Here is a 22818-nt window from a genome sequence, read left to right as displayed (position 1 = left end):
AATCGTTTATTTTGCAATACTATTGGCTATGTTTTGTATAAGCTTATACAAATGCGGCTTTATAAGTTCTGGTCTTGCCCATGCAATTTCATGACCTGTATTTGGCGTTGTTATAATGTTATTATTTTTAAATTTTTTTTTGGTATAATTAATATTTCCATATGGCACCAAATCGTCTTTATCTCCGTGAATATGAATTACAGGTACGCTAACTTTTGGCCAATCTGCATCTATATAAGACAACTCTTTAGCATGAGTTTCTTTTTCATCGCCTGCAACACGATAACCTGTAGGAACCAACCAACGTGTTAACCAAAATTGCGTAAATTTTTGACCTTTAACACGTTTTTCTTGCTCTGGGTCTATTGCTGGAGATATCATTACCACTCCTTTTACATTAGTATTTATAACCGCAAGTCTGGCCGCTAAAGGACCTCCATACGATGAACCTACGGTAATAACATTATCTAACTTATAAGTGCAAATTAATTTACTTATTATTTCAGCTTGAAGTTTTATAGACACTAATTCATCTCCAAAGTTTGAATACCCATAACCCGGACGATCTATAGCATATAAATTAGCTTGTTTAATTAAAGATGTATCTTTTAAATAACCATTCCAGGCTGAAAGTGAACTTGGAGAACCATGAAGAAATAGAATATTTATAGTATTATTAACCTGTTTAATTTTTTGTGCTCTAACTTTTATATCTAAAGTATCTGCGGTATAATATGATATTTCTGTAGGAATATTAAGACTACTAAATCTATCGTAAATTTCAGCATCTGTAGAACGCCATTGCAATACAGTACAAGAACTAAATGTTGCTACTATTATTAAAAAATATATAAATTTAACAAGCTTCAATACTCTAATTCTATTATTTACTTTTTCGAAAGTATAAAATTGAATACACGTTGGCACGTTATTTAACAGTATTTCTATTTCGTATTTTTTATGTTTTGTTTGTAAAATACATTAAGTATTAAACCTAATAAAATAAGAACAATTGCAAATACGCTTAATAGTGTATAAACTTCGCCAAACCAAAACACACCTATAATTAATGTAAATACTACTTCTACATACTTTACTGGCGCAATTTTGTTTGTCTCTACTGCCTGAAATGCTTTAGTCATATACAACTGCCCATAATAACCAAAAACGCCTAAACTTAGAAAAAGCAACCACTCTATATAGGTAGGCTGTTTCCAATGAAATAACATAAAAAACATACTCACAAAAGCAGAAACTCCCATAAAGTAATTAACAACTACAACTGGATGATCTCTTTTACCTATTTTACGAAGTATAACAAATACTAAACCTGTAAATATAGCTGAGAATAATGCGGCAAGCAATCCTATAGTATTCATTTGTGCATCAAAACCTTTTAATAAAAGTACACCTAAAAATGCCATAGCAAAAAACAACCATTGTGTTGGCCAAATCTTTTCTTTTAATAACAATACAGCAAATAGAGCAGCAAAAATTGGAGAGATATAGCGTATGGATGTTGCAGAACCCATAGATAAATATTTCAAAGATAAAAAGAACAATGTCATGGCTATAAGTCCCATTAATGCTCTTAACAACAATAATTTTTTATTATTACCTAATACAGAAATCTTATTCCGCTTTAAGTAAATCATACAAAACCCAAACGAACCTAAGGCTCGAAAGTATATAATTTGAGACACATTAAAATCTGATAAATACTTAACAATAGCGTTTAAAAATGCAAATGCAAACGTGCTTATAAGCATATATTTAATCGCTGATCTTAGCATTTAATGTGCTGTAATTTATTTAAGCAAAGTTAAATTAATTTCAATGATACGCTTTTAGAAACTATTTTAACCTAATTAATGGTAAAGAGTGATTGTAGTTTGCTCTAAAATCAGAATATATTATATGCAATTAATCTCTTATTTTTTTGATAATTGCTATGGTTTTAGCTGTAAGTTCCTCTATTTGATTAAAATCGTAGTTATCGTTTTTATCTTTAACAATAAGTTTTGAACCCATGCCAACACAAGTTACACCAGCATTAAACCAAGATAAAAGACTTTCTTCTGTCGGGGACACACCGCCTGTAGGCATTATGCTCGTCCATGGTTGTGGTGCTTTTATAGCTTTCACAAAATCTGGACCATAAATTCCTCCTGGAAATAGCTTAACAATTTCGCATCCTAATTCTTCAGCTCTAGTAATTTCTGTTAAAGAGCCACAACCAGGAGACCACAAAACTTTTCTTCTGTTACAAACTAATGCAATATCTTCTCTTAATACTGGTGTTACTATAAAGTTTGCTCCCATCGCCATATATGTTGACGCCGAAGATGCATCTGTCACAGAACCTACCCCTAAAATCATTTCGGGGAGCTCCCCTGACACATATTTACTTAAATCCGAAAATACCTCTTGTGCAAAATCACCACGAGCAGTAAATTCTAAAAGACGTGCACCACCATCGTAGCATGCTTTAACAATTGATTTACTTTGATCTATATTTTCATTAAAAAACAGTGGCACAAGTCCGGTTGTTTTCATTGTTTTTATTACGTCTAATCTTGTAAATCTAGCCATATTACATTTATCTAGAAACTTTACCTGTTGCGTTTCCTTTTATTAAATCTTCTATTTCTTCCTTAGTCACTAAATTATAGTCACCAGATATGGTATGTTTTAAACAGCATGCAGCTGCTGAAAAATCTATAGTGCGTTGTAAATCTGTTTTATAGGTCATCAAGCCATAAATTAATCCACCCATAAATGCATCTCCGCTACCTACTCTATCTACTATTGGTGTTACTTCTTTTATAGCAGCTTTATATATTGTATTTCCATTATATAAAATACCACCTATTCGTTGATGAGAAGCACTAATAGAATATCTCAATGTTGTTGCAACCATTTCTAAATTAGGGCAATACTCAAAAATAACATCATATAAATTAGGCAACGTAGCTTCGTCTTGATAATTAGGTTCGACTTTATTCTCACCTAACATAAAATACGCTGTATCAATATCTCCTAATATTACATGGCTATACTTTAGTAATTCAGGCATCACCTCATGAGGTTCTTTACCATATTTCCATAGTTTAGATCTGTAATTTAAATCACAAGATATTTTTAATCCTAATTTATGAGCCGTTTTTATTGCTACTAGGCATTGTTGTGCTGCTTGTTCTGAAATTGCTGGTGTAATACCACTCCAATGAAACCAAGTCGCATCTTTTAGAATAACTTCCCAATCAAAATCATCTGGTTCTGTTGTAGCAAATGCACTATGAGCTCTATCATAAACAACTTTACTACTTCGTGTTCCTGCTCCCGTTTCTAAAAAGTAAATCCCTAATCTATCACCTCCAAAAGCAGTATGATCTAAACCTACTTTAAGCTTACGCATTTCTTTTACCGTGCAAGCTCCTATATCATTATCTGGAACCTTAGTTACAAATTCAGTATCAATTCCGTAATTAGCTAAAGACACAGAAACATTGAACTCACCGCCACCATAAGAAGCTGCAAATGATTTTGCTTGTATAAATCGCAAATGCCGCTCTGTAGATAAGCGCAACATTATTTCTCCAAATGTTACTACTTTTTTCATTGTATTATTTTACAATTAAATACCTAAAGCTTGTCCTCCACCAATTTGAATAGTTTCCGCTGTTATAAAAGAAGCATCTTTACTTGCTAAAAAAGAAACTACACTTGCAACATCTTCAGGCTGACCTAATCTTCCTAACATAATATTATTTGCCCAAGAAGCAAAAACCTCTGGTTTAGTTGATTTAATTTGCTTATGAAAATCAGTATCAATTGTACCTGGAGATACAGCGTTTGCTCGTATTCCATATTCAGCTAAGTCTTTAGCTAAAGCTCTTGTTATTGCATGAACACCAGCTTTTGATGTGCCATAAATTCCTGCTCCTGGTCCACCTGCTGTCCATCCTGCATTTGATGTGTAATTAATTATTGACGGATGTTCTCCTTTCTTTAAATATGGAATAGCAGCTCTTGAAGCAAAAAATACTGAATCTAAATTTAGCGCCATAACATTTCTATAGAACTCAGTAGTCATTTCTTCAAATCGAGATCTACCGCCAAGACCACCTGCATTATTCACTAAAACATCAATTCTACCATATTTTTCACCAATAGCTTTAATGTTTTGATCTACAAGTGCTTCTTTAGTTACGTCAAAACCATAATATTCGGCTGTAATCCCTGCCGAGCTTAATTCTTTAACTCTTTTAGCACCTGCTTCGTTATCAATTCCATTAATAATCACGGTATATCCATCTTTACCTAATCGTTCTGCTACAGAGAAACCTATGCCACCTGTCGCTCCCGTTATTATTGCTATTTTTTTGTTTGAATTCATACTTTTCAATATATTATTATAAATTATAGATTGGTTTATTTTTCTTTTAAGGGTTCTATTTTAGGGCATAATAACCAAACAGCTAATAGTGCTATAACAGCTAAAGCTCCACCTACTATAAATGCTGGTATATAGTTTTTACCTGCTGTTAATATTGGAATTAAAGCCGTTAGTCCAAATGCACCTAATTTTGCTGCTGTTCCGGCAAAGCCAGATAAGGTACCTACTATTTTACCACTGAACATATCACTAGGTAGTGTTTGTACATTACCAATTGCTGTTTGAAACCCAAATAATAATACAGCCATTATAATAACTGCATTGGTCGCTGATCCTGGTGCTTTTAACAGGAAAAAACAAGGAATCATAATTAAACAACCCAATGTAATTACCATTTTTCTTGTTTTATTAACAGTCCATCCTTTACCTAATCTATTTTGAGCTAAAAGTCCACCGAACCAAGCACCTAACATTGCCCCTACATAAGGTACCCATGCAGAAAATGCAATTTCTTTTACATCGAGACCAAAAACTTCATTAAGATATATAGGAATCCATACTATAAATAACCACCAAATAGGATCTATTGCTGCTGAAGCAATTATGACTCCCCAACTTTCTTTATGACTAAGAAGTTTAGCTGTACTAGGATTATATCCTTCTTCATGATCCTCATCTTCTTCAATATTTTGATTTTGTTGCCCAGATAGGATATATTTTTTCTCATCTTCTGATAACCAAGGATGCTTTTTTGGTGGTGATTTTACAAGATACAACCATGGTAATAACCATAAAAAGCCTATTAGACCTACACAAACAAATATTGCTTTCCATGATAAATAGACAGAAAGAAGTCCTATTATTGGATATGCAACAATTCCTCCAACAGCTGCTCCAGAATTGAATATGCCTTGGGCTAAAGCTCTTTCTTTAGTAGGAAACCATTCTGCGTTGGCTTTTGCAGCGCCTGGCCAATTACCCGCTTCTGCAATTCCTAAAATCGATCTAAAAACAGAAAAACTCAACATGCCTTTCGCAAACGCATGAAGCATTGTAGCTATTGACCAAATCCCTATTGATAAAGCAAACCCTATGCGAGTACCTATCCAGTCAAATATCTTTCCAAATATTGTTTGACCGGCAGCGTAAGACAATATAAATACAGCTGATATTGTACCATAGATAGCTTTCGTATCATCCGAATCCATGTCTGGAAATAAATCTTTAGCTATATCTGGCCATAATGCTCCAAAAGCTTGTCTATCAATATAATTTATAACAGCTGCTAGGGCTACTAAACCTACTACCCACCATCTAAGTCCTTTTATCTTCATAATGTTTTATATCCGTTATTATCTAGGAATTACTATTAAGTTTTAATGTTATAACAATACTGATATAAAACAGCAAAATGATCTTTCATTTTTTGTTTAGCTAATTTTGGGTCTTGTGCTTTAATCGCCTCGTATATAGATTTATGTTCATCGATTGCCTTTTGCGGCAAATCATTATCGCAGACATGATATTTAGTGAAATTAGTTATGATTTCGGGAATTATAATAAGCATAAACTCATTCATGGAATTATTACCACATGCTTTTGCAATAGCTAAATGAAATAATAAATCTTCTTGCACTGCGTCTTCCCCATTACGTACTTTAGTACTATATGCGTCTAATGCAGATTTCATTTGTTGCAAATCCTCTTCAGTTCTTCTTAATGCTGCTAATCTTACCGTTTTTAATTCTAATAAAATTCTAGTTTCTACTAGTGATTTAAAATCTGGTTCTTCTAGACTTAAAATATCTTCTATTAAACCATTTAAAGCTATTATGCCTATGTTAGCTACAAAAGTTCCACTTTGTGGTATAGACTTTAATAAGCCATAAAATTCTAATTTTTGTATTGCATCTCTAACATTACTTCGAGATACTTCAAACTTATCTGAAAGCATGCGTTCTGAAGGTAATTTGTCTCCAGGTTCTAGATTTTTATAATTAATTAAATCTCTAATATTAGAAATGATCTGCTTTTGAATTGTTATTCTATCATTCTTTATTATTGTATCTAATTTCATAAACGAGTTTATTATAATTCTACTTAAGGTTATTATATACTAAATTAAGCATTTAAAATGCTATACAATTAATGACTAACTTCCAATTCATAATACCTAACTTTTGCATATGCACCTTCATCTCTAGTTTGAAAATAGTTACCTGCTTTAAAATAATTTTCAAAAACGCCCCATTTTTTAATATGAATACTGTCGTAAACTTTGTATTCATTTTTATTTAAAATTATAACCATTTTACCTTCACTTACTTTTACTTCTAGAGTAAATTTTCTAAAGCCTACTTCTTCTTCAAAATTAAAACCTACATCATTTCCCCATGCGTCTTCATGAAGTATTTCTGTATCAGAAGCATTTAAATCTTTTAAGACTTTAGTTTTAACTCTAACCTTACCTTTATCCCAATAGATTTTTAATATAGGTGGTGCATTATTATCATCTTCACCAATTAAATCACGTTGTTCATTAGTTAATCTACCATGTATTTGCATAATAATGACTCTATGATATTTACCTTCTGAATCTTTTGTAACCTCATCGATAGCAAGTTTTCCTTTCATATATCCGCCATCTTTAAATGTCCAATTAACATTATTCTCACCAGGAACCATTTGTTCTCTCAACTCGGATCTGGTAAACTTGGTGTTTCTAGTTTTAGATTCTGTAGGTAAAGCATGAAACACAATAGCTCCTCTTGTAGAGTCAATGTACATATAAGGTTTTGCGACTTCATCTAAAGCAAAATCTTTAATCTCTGGCGGAGATATTTCATAAGGTCTCCCTTTATCATTATTTACGGGAAGTGTAACTTTCCAGTGGCTTAAATCTATATTTGGTAGTTTAACCTTCTTTTTACGCTTTTTTGATTTCTTATCTTTCTTCTTTAATTCAGATACTTGCGATGCATTATCGGATTGCTTGTCTTGAGCATTAATATAGATCGAAAAAACAAAAGTAATTAAAAGTAAAAGTGTTTTTTTCTGATATCGCATCATTTATAATATTTATTTTATGCTTAAGATTCGGTATTAATCTATATTAAAGCGTTGTTATTTCAATATCCGTAAGAAATACTTCATTAGAACCTGTAACAGTGTTTGTAGGAACAAAATAAAGTATTACAAAACGCTGTACAACAGAATCTAAAATATCTTCTGTACTTTCATCTACTCTACTCTGAGGAAAAGCAAATGATGAACTCGCATTAAAATTAAATGTTACTTGTTGCCATGTATCTACTTCTGGCCCAGCAATTACTTCATGACTAGCTAGAGCTAAAGACATTAAATCATCATCACTAGTAGGCTGTCCGGATAACACATAGAATGTACCTTCAACAACACCTTCAGGTGTGGTTTCAGATTTTATAAAAGCAGAAATCTCATAACCAACATTTGTTTCTATTTCAAAAGGTTGATAAGCTCTTTCTCCAGAACTATCAAATTTCAATGATCTTCCTGATGTACCACCAGCACTTTGAGCATCTGTACCTGAAGAACTTGCTTTATCTGTGGTTCCTGAACCACCGTTATTAACAGGGTTAGAAACCCAAGACTCTAAAGGATCGTTTCTCCAAAAATTAAATGTAGAAGAAGAGCTATCATTAAAAGAGTTATCTGGATCTATAGTCCATGCATCTACTAAATCATTATTATTCATTTCTGAGGTAGGATAGCTTTCCATATCTCCATTTTGAATAACAGCATCAAATGTTGCTACAACACCAACATTTACCTCTTTAACTATATCTGCTGTAACTCCATTAGAATCTGTAATTACTAAAGTAACATTGTATGCTCCTGGAACCGCATATGTATGCGTAGGATTAGTATCTGTCGAGGTATTACCATCTCCAAAATCCCAACTATGTGATTCAGCAAAAACAGAATTATCAGTAAATTCAACAATTAGACCAGCTGTTGTAAAATTAAAATCTGCAGAAGCAGGTGGCTGAATAATTTCTATAGTTTCAGTATGAACAGATGTTTGATTCAATGAATCTGAAGCCGTTAATGATACTACATATGTTCCTTGGCTAGGAAATATATTCGTTGGATCTACATCATTTGATGTGTTTCCATCTCCAAAATCCCAGTTAAAAACAATTGCATTATCAGATTGGTTTGCAAACACTACTCGAGTAAAGTCATTGACTCCAGTACCTGCTTCAAAGGTAAAGAATGAAGCGGGTGGCGTCTCATCCGCTATAGAACCTTCTTCTGGAAGATCATCTATAAATTCACATGAGAAAAACACAAAACTAAAAACCAATAACAGTATAAAATTTAGTTTAAAGGTATTTTTATTGAAGTTTATTGTATTCATAATATTATATTTTAATTTTAATATCCTGGATTTTGAGTTAATACACCTTGACTTATAGCAATTTCTGGACCAGGAATAGGCAACAATAATTCAAAGGCTTGAAAATCATGGCTATTTGCCGCCGAAAACGCTGCTAAAACTTCTTGAGCAACACCAAATCGCTTTAAATCTAAGAAACGGTGATTTTCAAATGCTAATTCTACACGTCTTTCATCCATAATTAATTGTCTGGTAATTACCGTTTGTGGATCTAGACCTGCTCTCACTCTAACTGCATTAAAGGATTCTAACGCAGCTGATGACGTCGTTTGGTCAGCTCCTGCTAAAATAGCTTCTGCATGCAATAGCAATACATCTGCATAACGTGTTACTATCCAATCATTTCCTGCAATTCTTGGATTTGATGGCACAGTAAAGGTTCCTACATTAGGATCTGGTATTGGTAAAAATTTCACTGTTTGAAAAAGACCTGGGTTTCCTGGATCTTCTCTAATTGTAAATTGTGTTCTGTCACCACCATTATTTTCAAGAGCTTCAACAAGTTCTGCAGTAGCATAATTTGATCCTGTACCACGACCTACAGCATCTAAAAATTCAGCTGAAAAGCCTTGGCTATCATTTACTAGTGTATCATCAAAACCTATAGAGAAAATTGTTTCATTATTAGCTTCTGTATAGAAAACATCAAAGAAATTAGGCTCTAAACTATAATCACCACTTGCTATTACACTTTCTAAAAGTCCTTGAGCTTGACCATACTGACCTAAAGTTAAGTACACTTTAGCTAATATAGTTTGCACAGCAGCTAAAGAAGCTCTTGATCTAGATGAATTATCTAATCCACCATTAACTGCAAATTCTAAATCATCAATGATAAAGTTATAGATGGTATCTTCGTTTACTCTTGTAAACGCAATAACCCTATCTTCTTCTTCTTCAGTATTTAAAATTCTATCCACTAAAGGGACATCTCCATAAAAACGCACTAAATTAAAATAGGCATAAGCTCTTAAAAAACGTGCTTCTGCTTCAAATCTGTTTACATTACTTTCAGAAGCATTTCCTAAATTTTCTAAAACTAAGTTAGCTCTAAAAATAATGTTATACATACTTCTATAATATGTAATTACAGCTGCAGTTTGCGGTAGCACAGTAAAGGTTTCAAAATCAAAACCTTGAGGAGATCCACTTTTGGTCCTAGCATTATCACTTAATACTTCACCCATTTGGTATTCTACTTGAATAGCCAAATGTGGGTTATTAAAACCTCCATCTCCTTCAAGAGGATTACTACCTTGTAAGCCATCATAGATGTTTATTATTCCTGCTAGAATCTCATCATCATTGTTGAAAAAATTATCGACAACAATAGCAGAAGTTGGTATTGGATCTAAATCACACGATCCAAGAAAAACTATTGAAAATAGAACTATATATATCTTTTTAAATTTCATAATCGTAGTTTTTTAAGTATTAAAATTGGGCATTAAGGCCAAGTGATATGGTTTGTTGAATTGCAGTTCCTCCTCTTTGGTAACCAAAAGTTAATGGGCCTTGAGGTAAATTTCTTATATGTTCTGGATTCCAACCTGTGTAATCGCTTGCAGTAACAAATAATAAGTTTTGCCCTGTTGCATATAGTCTTAAACTTGATAATTTTAGTTTTGAAGTTATATCTTCAGGGAAGTTATATCCTAAACTTATAGTACGTAAAGCTAAGTACCCTGCATTTTGAACCAATTGACTTGTAAAAATTCGTGGTACCAAAAATTGTTGATCTGGTGTGGCAGATCGATCGAAATCCACAGTATTACTATTAAAGAAGTCGAAAATATATTGGTCACCTAAATTATAGGTTTTTGCTCCATGACTTCCTTGAAACAAGAAACTAAGATCGAAATTTCCGTATCTAAATTCGTTACCAAAACTCCAAACCAAATCTGGGTAAGGATCACCTAAAATGGTCTTATCATCATCATCAATTATTCCATCTCCATTTAAATCTTTTGCATAAACGAACTGTGTTCTATTACCTACTTGTCTAAAAGGATCATTTAAAAATTCAAATGGAATGTCTCTATCAAATACATATCCGTAAAAAGATGAGATTGGTTGGCCTACTTGATTTATCCATTCAACTAATCTACTACCATCACCTGTATTAACTATTTGTCCATTAGAATCCCCGAAATCAGTTAAAGTATTATCATTAAAAGATCCTATTAATGAAGCAGTCCATCTAAATTTTTCTGTACTTAGAATCCGTGTTCTTAACTCTAGCTCAAATCCTTCATTTTCAACTTCACCACGATTTACAAGCGCAGTAGTTAAACCTGTACTTCCTGCAATTGGATTGTTTAATAACAACTCATCGCTTGTTCTTTTGTAATAATCTAATGAACCTGAAATAGCATTGTTTAAAAACCCAAAATCTATACCTGGATTAATCTCTATAGATCGTTCCCATTGTAATAACTCATTAGGAATATTAAGAGGATTAAAACCTGGCGTAATACCACCATCTATTACAGCACTACTAGGCCCTAATAAACCTAATGACGGGTAGTTATCTGTTAAAAATGATCCAGAATTTAAACTGTTTGTTCCTGTTAGACCATAACTTAATCTTACTTTTAATTGATTAACCCAATCGGTCTCTTCTAAAAATTGTTCATTAGATATTACCCAACCTGCCGATACTGCCGGAAAGATACCATACTTACTATCTTTACCAAAAACAGAACTTCCATCTGTACGAATACTTGCATTGAACAAATATTTATTATCATAAGCATAAATAACTCTTGTATAAAACCCATTTAAAAAGTTTTCATAATCAAAAGCTGTTGCATCATTAATAATAGATCCACCACCAACGTTTGGAATTATATCTGAGGTAAACCCGCTCGTTTCAATTTGAGACTCTTCAAAGAATCTACGTTCAAAAGATGCACCTGCAATTGCACTTATATCGTGTTTGCCAATTGTCTTATTATAACTTAAAACATTGTCAGATATTAAAGCCCAACGGCTTCTTGTATCGTAAGATGCGTTGGCTGCAGCAGCTCCATTTCTTGATTCATTGATCCCTTGAAAATCAGTGTTTATTCTATTTTCATATGTCGCCGTAAATGTAGTTCTAAAACTTAAATCATTAGATATTTTATAGTCAGCAAAGAGGTTACCATAAAAATTATATCTATTTTCAAAACGTTGTCTTTCTAATAATTTTGCTAAAGGGTTAGTATTACTTGTATTACTAATATCCGTTGCACTAGTTGCTGGTACACCTTGAAAATTGCCATTTTCATCAAAAATACTTGTAGCTCCATCAGGAAATTGCCAATCATCAAACATTCTCTGTAGTGCATAATCCCCAACTTGGACATCTGCAAATCGTCCTCCATCTCTAACTCGATTTACAAATTGAATATTAAACTCATCTAAACGTGCTGGCACCCATGATGGTTGTCTTATAACATCGTAAAGCCCTGTAGCGCTAAATCTTCTTCTTTTTGAGTAAGATGGTGAAAAACTTGCACCAATTTTAAGTTTATCCGTTAACTCTGTTCTAATTTTTAGTTGCGCTCTATATCTTTCAAAATCATCAGTTAGCAGCACACCTTCATCAGATACATAACTAAGGTTAACATTATACTTTGTTTTCTTTGTTCCGCCACTTACACCTAAACTATGACTTGTAATTACACCACCATCTATAATTATATCTTGCCAATTGTTTTCTGCATTTATCAACTGTCTGAATTGGCTTCCTAGAGAAAGGCTACCTGTTATATCTATTTCACGTTGTAATTCTCCTTCAAAATCGATATCATAATCATCACTTTTTCTACCTTCTTTAAACCCTGTAAATGTATTATATGTGAATTTAGCTTTACCTTCTTTCCCTACTTTAGTCGTTATTTGAATAACTCCATTTGCTCCTCTAGATCCAAATATAGCTGCTGAAGCCGCATCTTTTAATACCTCAAAAGACTCTACATTATTCATATCTATATTTGTTAAGAAATCGGAGTCTACAACAGCCCCATCAACAACAACTAAAGGTCCATTATTAGATGTAATAGAACCAGCACCACGAATCCTAATTGTTGGTGCTCCACCAGCTTCTCCTTCTGAATTTCTAATATTTACACCAGATACTTGACCAATTAATGCCTCATCAATCCTAGATACCGCAATTTGATCTAGCTTTTCATTCTTAACTTTAGAAATTGCTCCTGTTAAAAGGCTCTTTTTCTGTGTTCCATAACCAATTAAAACGACTTCGTCTAAAAGATTATCATCATCTTCTAAAGCTACATCTAGTGTTTTTTGAGCATCAATGATTATTGTCTTTGGCTTAAAACCTAAGAATGAAAATTGAAGCACATCTCCTTTCTTAACATTAATTTGGTACTTCCCATCAATATCCGTAGACGTTCCATTTGTAGTACTAACGATAAGGATATTAACACCTGATATAGGCATCTTGTCTGATGCAGCCGTAACAGTACCTTTAATAAGGTAACTATCTTGCGCATAAGAAACTACTCCGAGAAAGAGAGTAATAATTAAAATAAATTTTGTTTTTAAATTCATGATTTAATTTTTAAGTTAATTGCCAATTCAGCATGCACCCATTACTTAAAAATCACATTTATTACAAATAAAGAAAAGGTTTTTTTGTACCTTTGTAATATAAATGTTACTAAATAATATTTATAGCAACTTCACAACCAAGAAGTAAATTATTAAAGGACAGTTTTTAAAAAACCTGTCCTTTTTTAATGCTATAAAATTGGTTTACCAGATTGGTTTACCAAATATATGTAAAAAAATGTTAATTACAAGTTTTCAATGTAATTATTCTAATTTTTTTCGACTAAAATAAGTTATTCCATAAAATCTTCTCTTATTGGACTAAAAACATCTATTAAAACACCTTCTGCTTTACAGACAGCTCCGTGTAATACATGAGGAGGAATATAAACGGTATCACCACCTTTTACCAACTTTGTTTCATCACCAATTGAAAACTCAAACTCACCGCTTTCTATATAAGTTACTTGACTGTGATAATGCTCATGCTTGTACCCAATTCCGCCTTCATCAAAATGAACTTTTACTAGCATGATTTTATCATCATAACCCATGATTTTTCGTTTTACACCTTCTCCAACGGTTTCCCATTCTAAATCTTTATCGAGAATAAACTCTTTACTTGCTCCGTAAGTTTTCATATTATATATACGTTTAATTATTTTTTAGTTGTAATAATGTGTTCCTTTCCATTGATAGGTATGGCCATTTACTTCAAGAATATGTGAAGCTTTATCTGATGCATTATCATTAGATATAATAAATACTCTTTGTTCTTCAGATTTTAAATCTATAGATAAGGCAGAATACTTTTCTGAATTAAATAAAACTTTCACTTCTTTTATTTCACTGTATGCTCCATCGGCTTTTTCTGTAACAGGATTATAATTACCGTGTGGTTCTATAACCGTTGCAAAAATGGTTTCTTTTGCATTTCTTCTAATAATAAATGCAGGATCATTACGTAAATTAAATTTTGGATCATTGGCTCCTAATCTTGCTAAAAGAATAGTATCATCTGTTTTTGTAGCTGTAGTTAACCCATAGAATTTTCTATTGTTTAACCAAGTAAATTGCAATGATTCTGTATTAGATTTACCACTAGCTTCTTTCCAAAGATGTTGATAGCCATTTTTTGATCCTAAAGCTGATAGCGAGCTAGGTGTTTTGGCCTCAAAACCTTCGGCAATGATTTGCCCAAAATAATAATATGGTAAATCGAATTGATGTGTTTTATCGGAATTCACTCTAAACATATCTATAACGAAAGGTTTCTCTAGAGCTTCTTCTTTTATCATTACCATTGTACGATGTAAGTCTGTTCCAGAATATGCATTATTCTCTTTGGCACTCATCACTTGAACTTTAGCATTTGAAACATCATAGATATACTTCTCTGAATGATTTTTACTTCCTGTTGCAAAATCCCCATTAAAATGAGGCACCTCATCTTGTATAATTGTGTTGTGCGCAATAGTTTGTTTTGCCCAAGTTTTGTTTTCTTTTAAATAGCCACCACCATTCTTTTGCTCTACATTGACATAGCGAGACAATCCATAATCTTGTAATATTTCTTCTCCATTTTCATAAAGTGAAAATGAAAGTTTATCATAATGACCATGGCTTAAACCCTGACCTGTATATTTCATAACTAAAGCCATAGTATTTAAAGAATCATTATATCTTAAAATCCCTACAGCTCCTTCATCACCATTGGCTCCATCACTCAATTCTATAGATGTTTTTACAAAAGGTTTTGCTTTTTCATCTCTAATACCCATTGCTACTGCTAAGCCACTAGCATCTAATTGTACTTTATTCTGTGCTTTAGCAACAGATAATAATTCTGGCTTTTGATTGCCGTAATAGTAAGCTATATTAAGTGCAGAAACCAATGATGTTGTATAATAAGACATCCCTTTTTGGCAATCGTTTAAAGGAAAAAATTCGCCATCAGCATCAGTAAGATTTAAAAGTGCATCCATAGCTTTAAGCAAAACACCATCTTTATATTCAAATATTTTTAACTCTGGTTTTTTATTCTGAAGAGCTTCTGCAAAAATCATAAACGGATACATAGCATAACGCTGATAATAAGGTCCTTCTGTATAAAACCCATCAGGTGAAAAAGGCTGATCTAAATTGGCTAAAAAACCTGCTTTTCCATCTTTATCATAGATAAACCCTCCATCATTATCTTTTTTGGTTAAGTCAACATCATCTTTACTCAAACCATATAAAGCACGTTGCACTAGCTCATCATCATCCATTACCAAGCCTATTAATCCTACAGCTACATTACCCCAAGTACTATGATTATGCACGCGATTGAAATATTGAGGAGTTTCTATCGAAAGAAAATCTGCGTAAGGCCTAAACAGTGTTTTATTTAAGTAATCTGTTTGTTCTTTTGGTAACCAATCGTATATACAATCATAAGCTTGACTTGTATATACGAGCCAATTAGAGTCATTAAGGCATTGCCAAAAAAACTTACCTCTAGCATAACTTCGAGGTTGAGGATGACGACCAAGTGTCGGATACATTTCTGCATACTGAAGTAACATATCTCTAACATAAACAGCATACTTTTCATCACCTAATATCTGAAACAACACGCCTGCTTTTTGCATATTACTATAATTAGCTTTATGTTGTGTGTGCGTGTAGCCACCAGCCATATCTTTAGGAATCGGCACATCTATACCTTTAGCTATTGCTTTATCAATTTCTTCTTTAGCTTTAGATAAGGTTGCATCAAAAATTGGCACATTCCCTAATTCTTTCTTTATATCTGAAACTGCGTTTTGTGTTAATATTAAATTAGGGTGAGAATCACTAATTACTTCTGGTGATTTCTTTTTTGAACTATCTTCCTTGCATGCTGTTATTAATAACAGTAAAGACAATAAAACAAAAAGTCTATAGATTATTGTTATAGGGTTTGTAATGCTCTTAAAGCCTATTAATTTTAGCATTATTAATTATCTTTTTTTGGTTGAACACCTATACTCAATGCGCCTTCTTTAAACCATACTTCGGCGTAACTCCCGTTTTGATATTGCTTATCTATATCTCCATCATAAACTTGAGACTTAGTAGATTTAGGGTTAGCCTGATTATAAGCTCCTTGCTTAAAGTATTGTAACTCTCCTGCATAAGCAGATTCTTTTTCTACACCATCTCTTCCTCTCTTGAAATATGTATTTTTAATCTGTTCTGGTATACTTGCTTTATCTGCAAATTCTGATTGTACTAAACTTTTAGTAAATGTTTTTGTTTCGTGATTTTTACTAGTAAATGTTAAGTACATAACACCTTGGTAGATATTTACTTCATAACTAAACTCTTCACCTAAAGCAATACCATCTTTTGGTTCAGTAGGATACGAGTTTTCTGTTTCTCCAACTACAGAGAAGTCATAACCCCAAACAGCTGTAGAGAAATCCCATCTCCCTGAATTATCACCATCATGATTGATTTCATAATTCCAAAATACAGAGCCTTTTGTATGACCCGGAAATTTTTTATAAAAGATCTTTAATGGTTCGTTTTTATGACCTTCGTCTCCATGGATTTGCCCAATAACAACAGCATAAGAAGATGATACTGTTGCGTCTCCTGTAGTAGAAACATTTTTAACTTTTAGAGTTCCTGTTAATCTCCCACCTTGCATTGGTCTCCAATACTTTTTTTGATGCAGCTCACTCCGCGTATTTTTAGATGTTTTAGATGTGACGCCTGCGTTTGGCGCTTTGTAAACTACCCAATCAATACCTTGTTCTTTTTTTACATAAAAGAAATCTTCTTTTTGAAAACTTTTTAGATCTTTGACGCTGGTGCCATCTCCTAATAAAATTTTACATTCTTCAACTATCGGTAAAACATCACTCGGATATATTTTAATTGCTTCTACAATCTCTTCATTAACTTCTGAAGTTGTTTCGTTTTTTTGTTTACAGGAATAGAATGCTAAAAGCATCAGTACTAAGGCTAGGTATTTTCTCATTTTAATACACTAATTTCAATTTTAAATTCTGAACTATTTTTACCTCTCCCGAGTTTACTAAAGTAGTATTCTCATCTTTCTGACCTTTTTCACCCCAAAGAATCGCCACTAATTTCACAGGATTATTTTTAAAAGTATTATCAACAAACTTTACATTGACAATGCCTCTGTTTTTCAATAAAATATTGTCTTTATCGGTTTTACCACTATTTGTAAATGTATTTCCTGTAAGTGTTAAGTATCCTCCAATAGTAGATTCATCGTAACCACCACGATAATAATTTAGAACATCTTCATCTATAGCATTAAAGGTTGAATTTTTAATGGTTACAAACGCTGCATTATAATCCCCTTTATCATTGGTTTCTTTATTTAATCTAAAACCTGCTTTGCAATTTTTAAAGTTTGAATTTTTTACCATAATAGTATCTGCAAAAGCGCCTTTTGATACTTCTAAAATGCTTTTAAAATTTTGAATTTCCGTATTATTAATAAAAAGATTGTAGGCTTTACTCATATTCTTATCTAGAGTTGTAAAAGTATTCTGTTCACCTGTACCATTTATAATAACGTTATCTAAACTTAATCTCCCTTTTGGTAAAAATCTAAAAGCGGTTTTAGGAGAAGTGAAATTGATTATTGCTTTATTGGAAGCATCCTCAGATGCTAACTCAATATGCTGGCTAATTTGCAATTCTTCAATTACTTTATAATTACCTGACTTTAGTATAATTTTTGTCTTTCCGTTGGTGTTTTTTATAGCGTTTATAAAGTCATTTACATTACTTACTATAATTTCTGCTGTTTTTTTAGTTCCCGTATTCGACATAAACCAATCTGCACCGTATTGAGATTTATCCATTAGAACAGAAGCCTCAGGTGAAGCTACAATAGAGCCTATATTATTTTCAGCATCTTGTCGTTTGTTACCAAAAATATCTTTATCTATTTTATTAAAATCAAATCCTTTGTAGGTCTCATATTGGTTTGTTGACTTTTTAAAAATATCTGAACCGCCTTCTAAAGCTAACGTTTTAGTTTTTAGACCTTTGGAAGTAAATTCTGAAGCTACCTTAAAATTAAGGATATTCGATTCAAATTTTACTCCATCTACTTTATCATAAGCTTTAATTAAGGATGCATTATTAGCACTAGAATACACTAAATTATTGGCAACTATGACACGTTCTGGTCGAGCTGAACGAATTTCACTTGGTGGTAATACCTCAGCCTGACTTAAATTAGCTCCTACACTAAAATGAAATGGAGTTTTACTTTCAATAAAAGAATTGTAAGCTATAACTGCGTCCGTAACTTGGTTGTAACGGTTTAAAGGAGACTTAGGAATTCCGTTCATTACCGCGATTGGCGCTCTAAATTCGTTTCCTTTTAATTTGTAGAAATAATTATTTGTAATCCAATGCCCAGTATTAATAACTCTAATACCTCCAATGAATTCTGAATTATCGTTACCTATAAAAACATTACCGTCTATTTTAGCATAGTTACCATGGCGCAATACCAATGAACCTTCGCTTTCAAAAAACACATTATTACTAAACGTGTTAAAATTAGATTTACTAGAAATAATTTCTACCTCACCATTACAACGTTCAAAATAGTTATTACTTACGTTTACATAACTCGGAGTCATTGAAGTATAACTGTCTCCAATTTGCATAGTTTCTGACCTTGGTCCGCCTTTTCTAGGTCGAGGCCCAAAATGATTATGATGAATTTGATGGTAATTATTAATATGCTGATTTCCTTTTAAGAATACGCGAAGTGTAGGCCCTTGATTTGATTTGCCAGCAATATAACAATGGTCAAGCTCATTATATTGTCCCCAAAATTCTATCCAATGATCCTTAGTATCTCTACTAGGTTGCGTAAACTCTTCAATTACACAATTAGTTACCCTTGAATGGTTAGCAAACAACGTATCATTTACTTTAAAATTAATAACAGCATTTGATGGTGTATATCCATTTTTAAAGTACAAGCCATCAACTACTAAATAGTCTCCACCCAACTTAAGGCTTGACTCACCCTCAATAGTTACTTTTCCTGGTGTCTCTGCTTTTAAGGTTATAGGATTACCTTCTTTACCTTGTGCTATAAATTTTATTTGGAGATTTTTATACACGCCTTCCTTTAAAACAATATGATCTCCTGGCTCAGCATTTGCAATAGCTTTATCTAATTCTTCAGCACTAGACACTAGTGTTTCTGTAATCTTAGTTTTAGTATCACATGCAAATACTAATAAAAGTAGAGCTGCGACTATACTTGTTTTTTTCATATAATTAATGTGTAATGAGGTATTGTTAGCTTTTAAAATACTACAAGTGTATAAATCTTATTCTGAGTAAAAAACAGAATAAATACCTTAAATAAGGTATTTTTTAGTATTGCTTGCTTAATAAAAAACGCATTAACCACCTTTAATCTTCATTAAGTTACTTTAAAACACTTTGAAGTTAAGGCATTAATGCGTTTTATATTCTCAAATAAATTTTATTTAATAATTATCTTTTGAGTTGCACTTGTGTTTCCTGCATCAATCTTCATAAAATAAACACCTTCATTAAGGTCTGAAACATCCACTCTATTGTTTGTTAACTCTTTTTGAGACAGTACATTTTTACCCAAAACATCATAGATATTAATTGAGGAAATTTCAATATTATTTGACTCTACTGTTATAAAATCATCAGCAGGATTAGGATAAATACTTAACCCTAATAGTGTTAAATCTTGTGTAGATAATGTATTTTGAGTTGGGTTTGGACCACCTATGTGGTTTAGCAATGAACCCTCCCAACTTTCTGGATGTGTTCTAACTTGAGTACTATTAGATCCCAAATTCCAAACTCTTGGGGAAGTAGTACTTGAAGGCACATCACCACCAACCCAGTCTACTGCGTCAACTGAAGCATCATTATTAACAACACTACCTGTAGAATTACCTATACGAGCAGCATAGTCATATTGTGTTGGTGTTGATATTACTGTTGCTGTTGAAGGACGTTCTAAAGTAGCTACTGCAGCAGATTCTGCAAAAATAACATCTGCATAAGCATATTCTGTAGCATCATCGTCATCAATAAAAGCTACCCCATCTATAAATGTCCAAATATCTGTGAAAGCTGTATCAATTTCCCCATCATCATTATCATCTATATCATCACTTGATGAAGGAGCACCATTTCCATTAGTATTTACCAAAAGAAAACTATGGGATTGTCCTTCAAGATCTCCATCTGTGACATCAAACAAAATAGTAGCATCTGGGTTTACTGTATAATCATGACCTGTGGTTAATATTACCACAAAACCATTAGAGCCAATAGTTACCCCAGACAAATCTATAATACCTCCTTGAGGACAAGGAGTAACACCATCATTATTAACAGTACAACCATTACTTGAATCACCATTAGATTCTATATCCCCTGGATCGTTTTCATCTCCTTCTACCTGAATTAAGTAAGTATCAGCAGCTATAGTAGCTCCTGGATCTCCTCTTAATTCTATGTATTCAAATCCGAAATCCGATCCAGAAGGATTGACCATAATTTCGCTTATAACAAGATTTTGGGCTAAAGCCAAATTCATGAAAAAGATTGCAATCAAAAGTAATTTTGTTTTCATATTCTATAGTTTTAAAATTAGCGTTCTCAATTTAAATTGTAGTATTTAATAAACAAATTAAAATTGGTTTACCAGATTGGTTTACCAAATATATGTTTATTTTTTAAATACACAAGATTTTTTTTGGCAAAAAATTTAATTATTGTTTGTTTAGATGAAAATATCTATATACAAAATAAAGTGTTATGTGTTTTTTGACCATGTCGTTTGTAGGCTAAGCTTTGAAAAAATAAATAAAAAACAAGAACTACCTCATTAACTATTTAGTCCTTTAAACTTAGATGCAAAATCTCGTTTTATTGTACAAAAAAAGCCTCACATTTCTGTGAAGCTTTACTTAGTAGCGGGAACTGGACTCGAACCAGTGACCTTCGGGTTATGAGCCCGACGAGCTACCTACTGCTCTATCCCGCGATATAAAATTAAAATGATTTTCTTAGCTTTTAACTCTCGGTTCATAATGCCGACTCAATCATTTTAGGACTGCAAATATAATACTTTTTTTAGATTACAAAAGGATTCAAAAAAATAACCTTCAAAATAATTTTGAAGGTTATCTTTAATTTTATTTTATATAAATAGCTTAATTATCATCTTCGTCTTCGTCATCTGTTTCTTCATCTAAAGTTGCTAATTTTCCTCTGGTATTAGAAGCATCTATATCTATATTAATAATATTTGGTAATTGTTCTTGTAAATTAGCCAAATTGCCTTTAATGGCATTATTACCCAATAATAAGGTGTTTAACTTTGTTAAGTTAGCAAGCCCTGAAGGCAAACTACCATAAAAACTATTATTAGATAAAATTAATTCTTCAAGGTTAGTTAATTCACTAATAGAATTAGGAATGGCTCCTAATAGATTATTATCAAATACACTTAATTTCTTTAAGGCTTTTAAATTAGAAATCGTAACAGGTAATTTTCCCATCAGTTGATTACTACTTAATAATAAATTTTCTAAATGCTTTAGCTTCCCTATTGATACAGGAATTGGTCCCATAAAGTTATTATTAAATAATTCTAAAGACTTTAAATTTACAAGATTACCAATACTATTAGGAATACTGCCTGATAAATTATTAGAAAAAAGATATAAACCTTCTAATTGAGTTAATGTCGTAAGTCCATTTGGTAAGCCGCCTTCTAACTTATTAAAAGATAAGTCTAAGGTTTTTAATTCAGTAAATGCTTTTATATCTTCAGGAATATTTCCTTTAAGATTATTAAAATTCAATTTTAAAGCAACAACTTGATCGTTCTCTATGGTAACACCATGCCATGTATTAATAGGTTGGTTTAAATCCCATGTAGTATTCCAAGATTCACCTTCAGTGGCGTTATACAGTGCTATAAGGGCGTCTTTTTCTGTTTTGGATACGTCTGCATATGTAAATGCAAAAAGCAATAAGCATAATACGGTTAATTTTAAAGTTTTCATTTTAGCGGATTTGGGTGAGGGAAGTTAATTATAGCATCAAATATATATGTCAATCGGTTAAATGACAAATTTTTTCGATGAAATGCACTAATTAAAAATTAATTAATTGATTGTCAGTCATTTAAAAAAATACTGCTCTATATTATTTACAGTAAAATTTTCGATTTTTCCACCATTTATCACCACTATAATTTGAAGTGGATTACAACAAATTTCGCAATCTTCGATATAATTCTGATCTGGTTGAGAAACATCTATAAGCATAGAAATAGTCTCCCGGCAATGTGGACATTGAAAAAAATGCTCATGCATAA

At 32.3% G+C, this 22818-nt stretch carries 18 protein-coding genes and 1 tRNA gene; all 19 read right to left on the bottom strand.

Annotated features, from left to right (window positions below):
• Positions 1 to 6 precede the first annotated feature (6 nt).
• The gene (locus K8Z87_RS05475; protein ID WP_227476483.1) at positions 7 to 870 is read right to left on the bottom strand and encodes an alpha/beta fold hydrolase; all 864 of its coding nucleotides are present in this window, start codon (positions 868 to 870) and stop codon (positions 7 to 9) included.
• 74 nt (positions 871 to 944) lie between these two features.
• Positions 945 to 1793, bottom strand: a complete 849-nt coding sequence (locus tag K8Z87_RS05470; protein ID WP_227476482.1) for a DMT family transporter — start codon at positions 1791 to 1793, stop codon at positions 945 to 947.
• A 130-nt stretch (positions 1794 to 1923) separates the two neighbouring features.
• Complete coding sequence (locus tag K8Z87_RS05465; protein ID WP_227476481.1) at positions 1924 to 2592, bottom strand: bifunctional 4-hydroxy-2-oxoglutarate aldolase/2-dehydro-3-deoxy-phosphogluconate aldolase; 669 nt, start codon at positions 2590 to 2592, stop codon at positions 1924 to 1926.
• Between the two features lie 7 nt (positions 2593 to 2599).
• Entirely contained in the window at positions 2600 to 3622 is a 1023-nt protein-coding gene (locus K8Z87_RS05460; RefSeq protein WP_227476480.1) for a sugar kinase, read from the bottom strand.
• A 15-nt stretch (positions 3623 to 3637) separates the two neighbouring features.
• Entirely contained in the window at positions 3638 to 4399 is a 762-nt protein-coding gene (locus K8Z87_RS05455) for an SDR family NAD(P)-dependent oxidoreductase (RefSeq protein WP_227476479.1), read from the bottom strand.
• Between the two features lie 35 nt (positions 4400 to 4434).
• Positions 4435 to 5733 (bottom strand): MFS transporter, encoded by a 1299-nt coding sequence (locus tag K8Z87_RS05450; RefSeq protein WP_227476478.1) that lies wholly within the window; start codon positions 5731 to 5733, stop codon positions 4435 to 4437.
• A 35-nt stretch (positions 5734 to 5768) separates the two neighbouring features.
• Positions 5769 to 6476 carry a FadR/GntR family transcriptional regulator gene (locus K8Z87_RS05445; RefSeq protein WP_227476477.1) on the bottom strand — a complete coding sequence of 236 codons (708 nt, stop codon included), beginning with the start codon at positions 6474 to 6476 and terminating at the stop codon, positions 5769 to 5771.
• A 68-nt stretch (positions 6477 to 6544) separates the two neighbouring features.
• Positions 6545 to 7465: a polysaccharide lyase family 7 protein gene (locus K8Z87_RS05440; protein ID WP_227476584.1), complete on the bottom strand. Its 921-nt coding sequence runs from the start codon at positions 7463 to 7465 to the stop codon at positions 6545 to 6547.
• A gap of 46 nt (positions 7466 to 7511) precedes the next feature.
• Complete coding sequence (locus tag K8Z87_RS05435) at positions 7512 to 8798, bottom strand: PKD domain-containing protein (RefSeq protein WP_227476476.1); 1287 nt, start codon at positions 8796 to 8798, stop codon at positions 7512 to 7514.
• 17 nt (positions 8799 to 8815) lie between these two features.
• On the bottom strand, positions 8816 to 10252 hold the full coding sequence (locus K8Z87_RS05430; protein WP_227476475.1) for a RagB/SusD family nutrient uptake outer membrane protein: 1437 nt from the start codon (positions 10250 to 10252) through the stop codon (positions 8816 to 8818).
• Between the two features lie 19 nt (positions 10253 to 10271).
• Complete coding sequence (locus K8Z87_RS05425) at positions 10272 to 13400, bottom strand: SusC/RagA family TonB-linked outer membrane protein (RefSeq protein ID WP_227476474.1); 3129 nt, start codon at positions 13398 to 13400, stop codon at positions 10272 to 10274.
• A 293-nt stretch (positions 13401 to 13693) separates the two neighbouring features.
• Positions 13694 to 14041: a cupin domain-containing protein gene (locus K8Z87_RS05420; protein ID WP_227476473.1), complete on the bottom strand. Its 348-nt coding sequence runs from the start codon at positions 14039 to 14041 to the stop codon at positions 13694 to 13696.
• 24 nt (positions 14042 to 14065) lie between these two features.
• Positions 14066 to 16378 carry an alginate lyase family protein gene (locus K8Z87_RS05415; protein ID WP_227476472.1) on the bottom strand — a complete coding sequence of 771 codons (2313 nt, stop codon included), beginning with the start codon at positions 16376 to 16378 and terminating at the stop codon, positions 14066 to 14068.
• 2 nt (positions 16379 to 16380) lie between these two features.
• On the bottom strand, positions 16381 to 17409 hold the full coding sequence (locus K8Z87_RS05410) for a polysaccharide lyase family 7 protein (RefSeq protein WP_227476471.1): 1029 nt from the start codon (positions 17407 to 17409) through the stop codon (positions 16381 to 16383).
• 1 nt (position 17410) lies between these two features.
• Positions 17411 to 19711, bottom strand: a complete 2301-nt coding sequence (locus tag K8Z87_RS05405) for a chondroitinase-B domain-containing protein (protein WP_227476470.1) — start codon at positions 19709 to 19711, stop codon at positions 17411 to 17413.
• A 215-nt stretch (positions 19712 to 19926) separates the two neighbouring features.
• Positions 19927 to 21063 carry a T9SS type A sorting domain-containing protein gene (locus K8Z87_RS05400; RefSeq protein ID WP_227476469.1) on the bottom strand — a complete coding sequence of 379 codons (1137 nt, stop codon included), beginning with the start codon at positions 21061 to 21063 and terminating at the stop codon, positions 19927 to 19929.
• A gap of 341 nt (positions 21064 to 21404) precedes the next feature.
• Positions 21405 to 21477, bottom strand: a tRNA-Met gene (locus K8Z87_RS05395).
• Between the two features lie 169 nt (positions 21478 to 21646).
• Positions 21647 to 22504, bottom strand: coding sequence for a leucine-rich repeat domain-containing protein (locus K8Z87_RS05390; protein WP_227476468.1), 858 nt, complete (start codon positions 22502 to 22504; stop codon positions 21647 to 21649).
• Between the two features lie 117 nt (positions 22505 to 22621).
• Positions 22622 to 22816 (bottom strand): CPXCG motif-containing cysteine-rich protein, encoded by a 195-nt coding sequence (locus tag K8Z87_RS05385; RefSeq protein WP_227476467.1) that lies wholly within the window; start codon positions 22814 to 22816, stop codon positions 22622 to 22624.
• Positions 22817 to 22818: the final 2 nt, after the last annotated feature.

The organism is Winogradskyella immobilis (genome assembly GCF_021887715.1).
GTDB lineage: Bacteria > Bacteroidota > Bacteroidia > Flavobacteriales > Flavobacteriaceae > Winogradskyella > Winogradskyella immobilis.
Note: the sequence above shows the minus strand (reverse complement) of the source record. Positions and strands in the feature narration are given on the sequence as shown.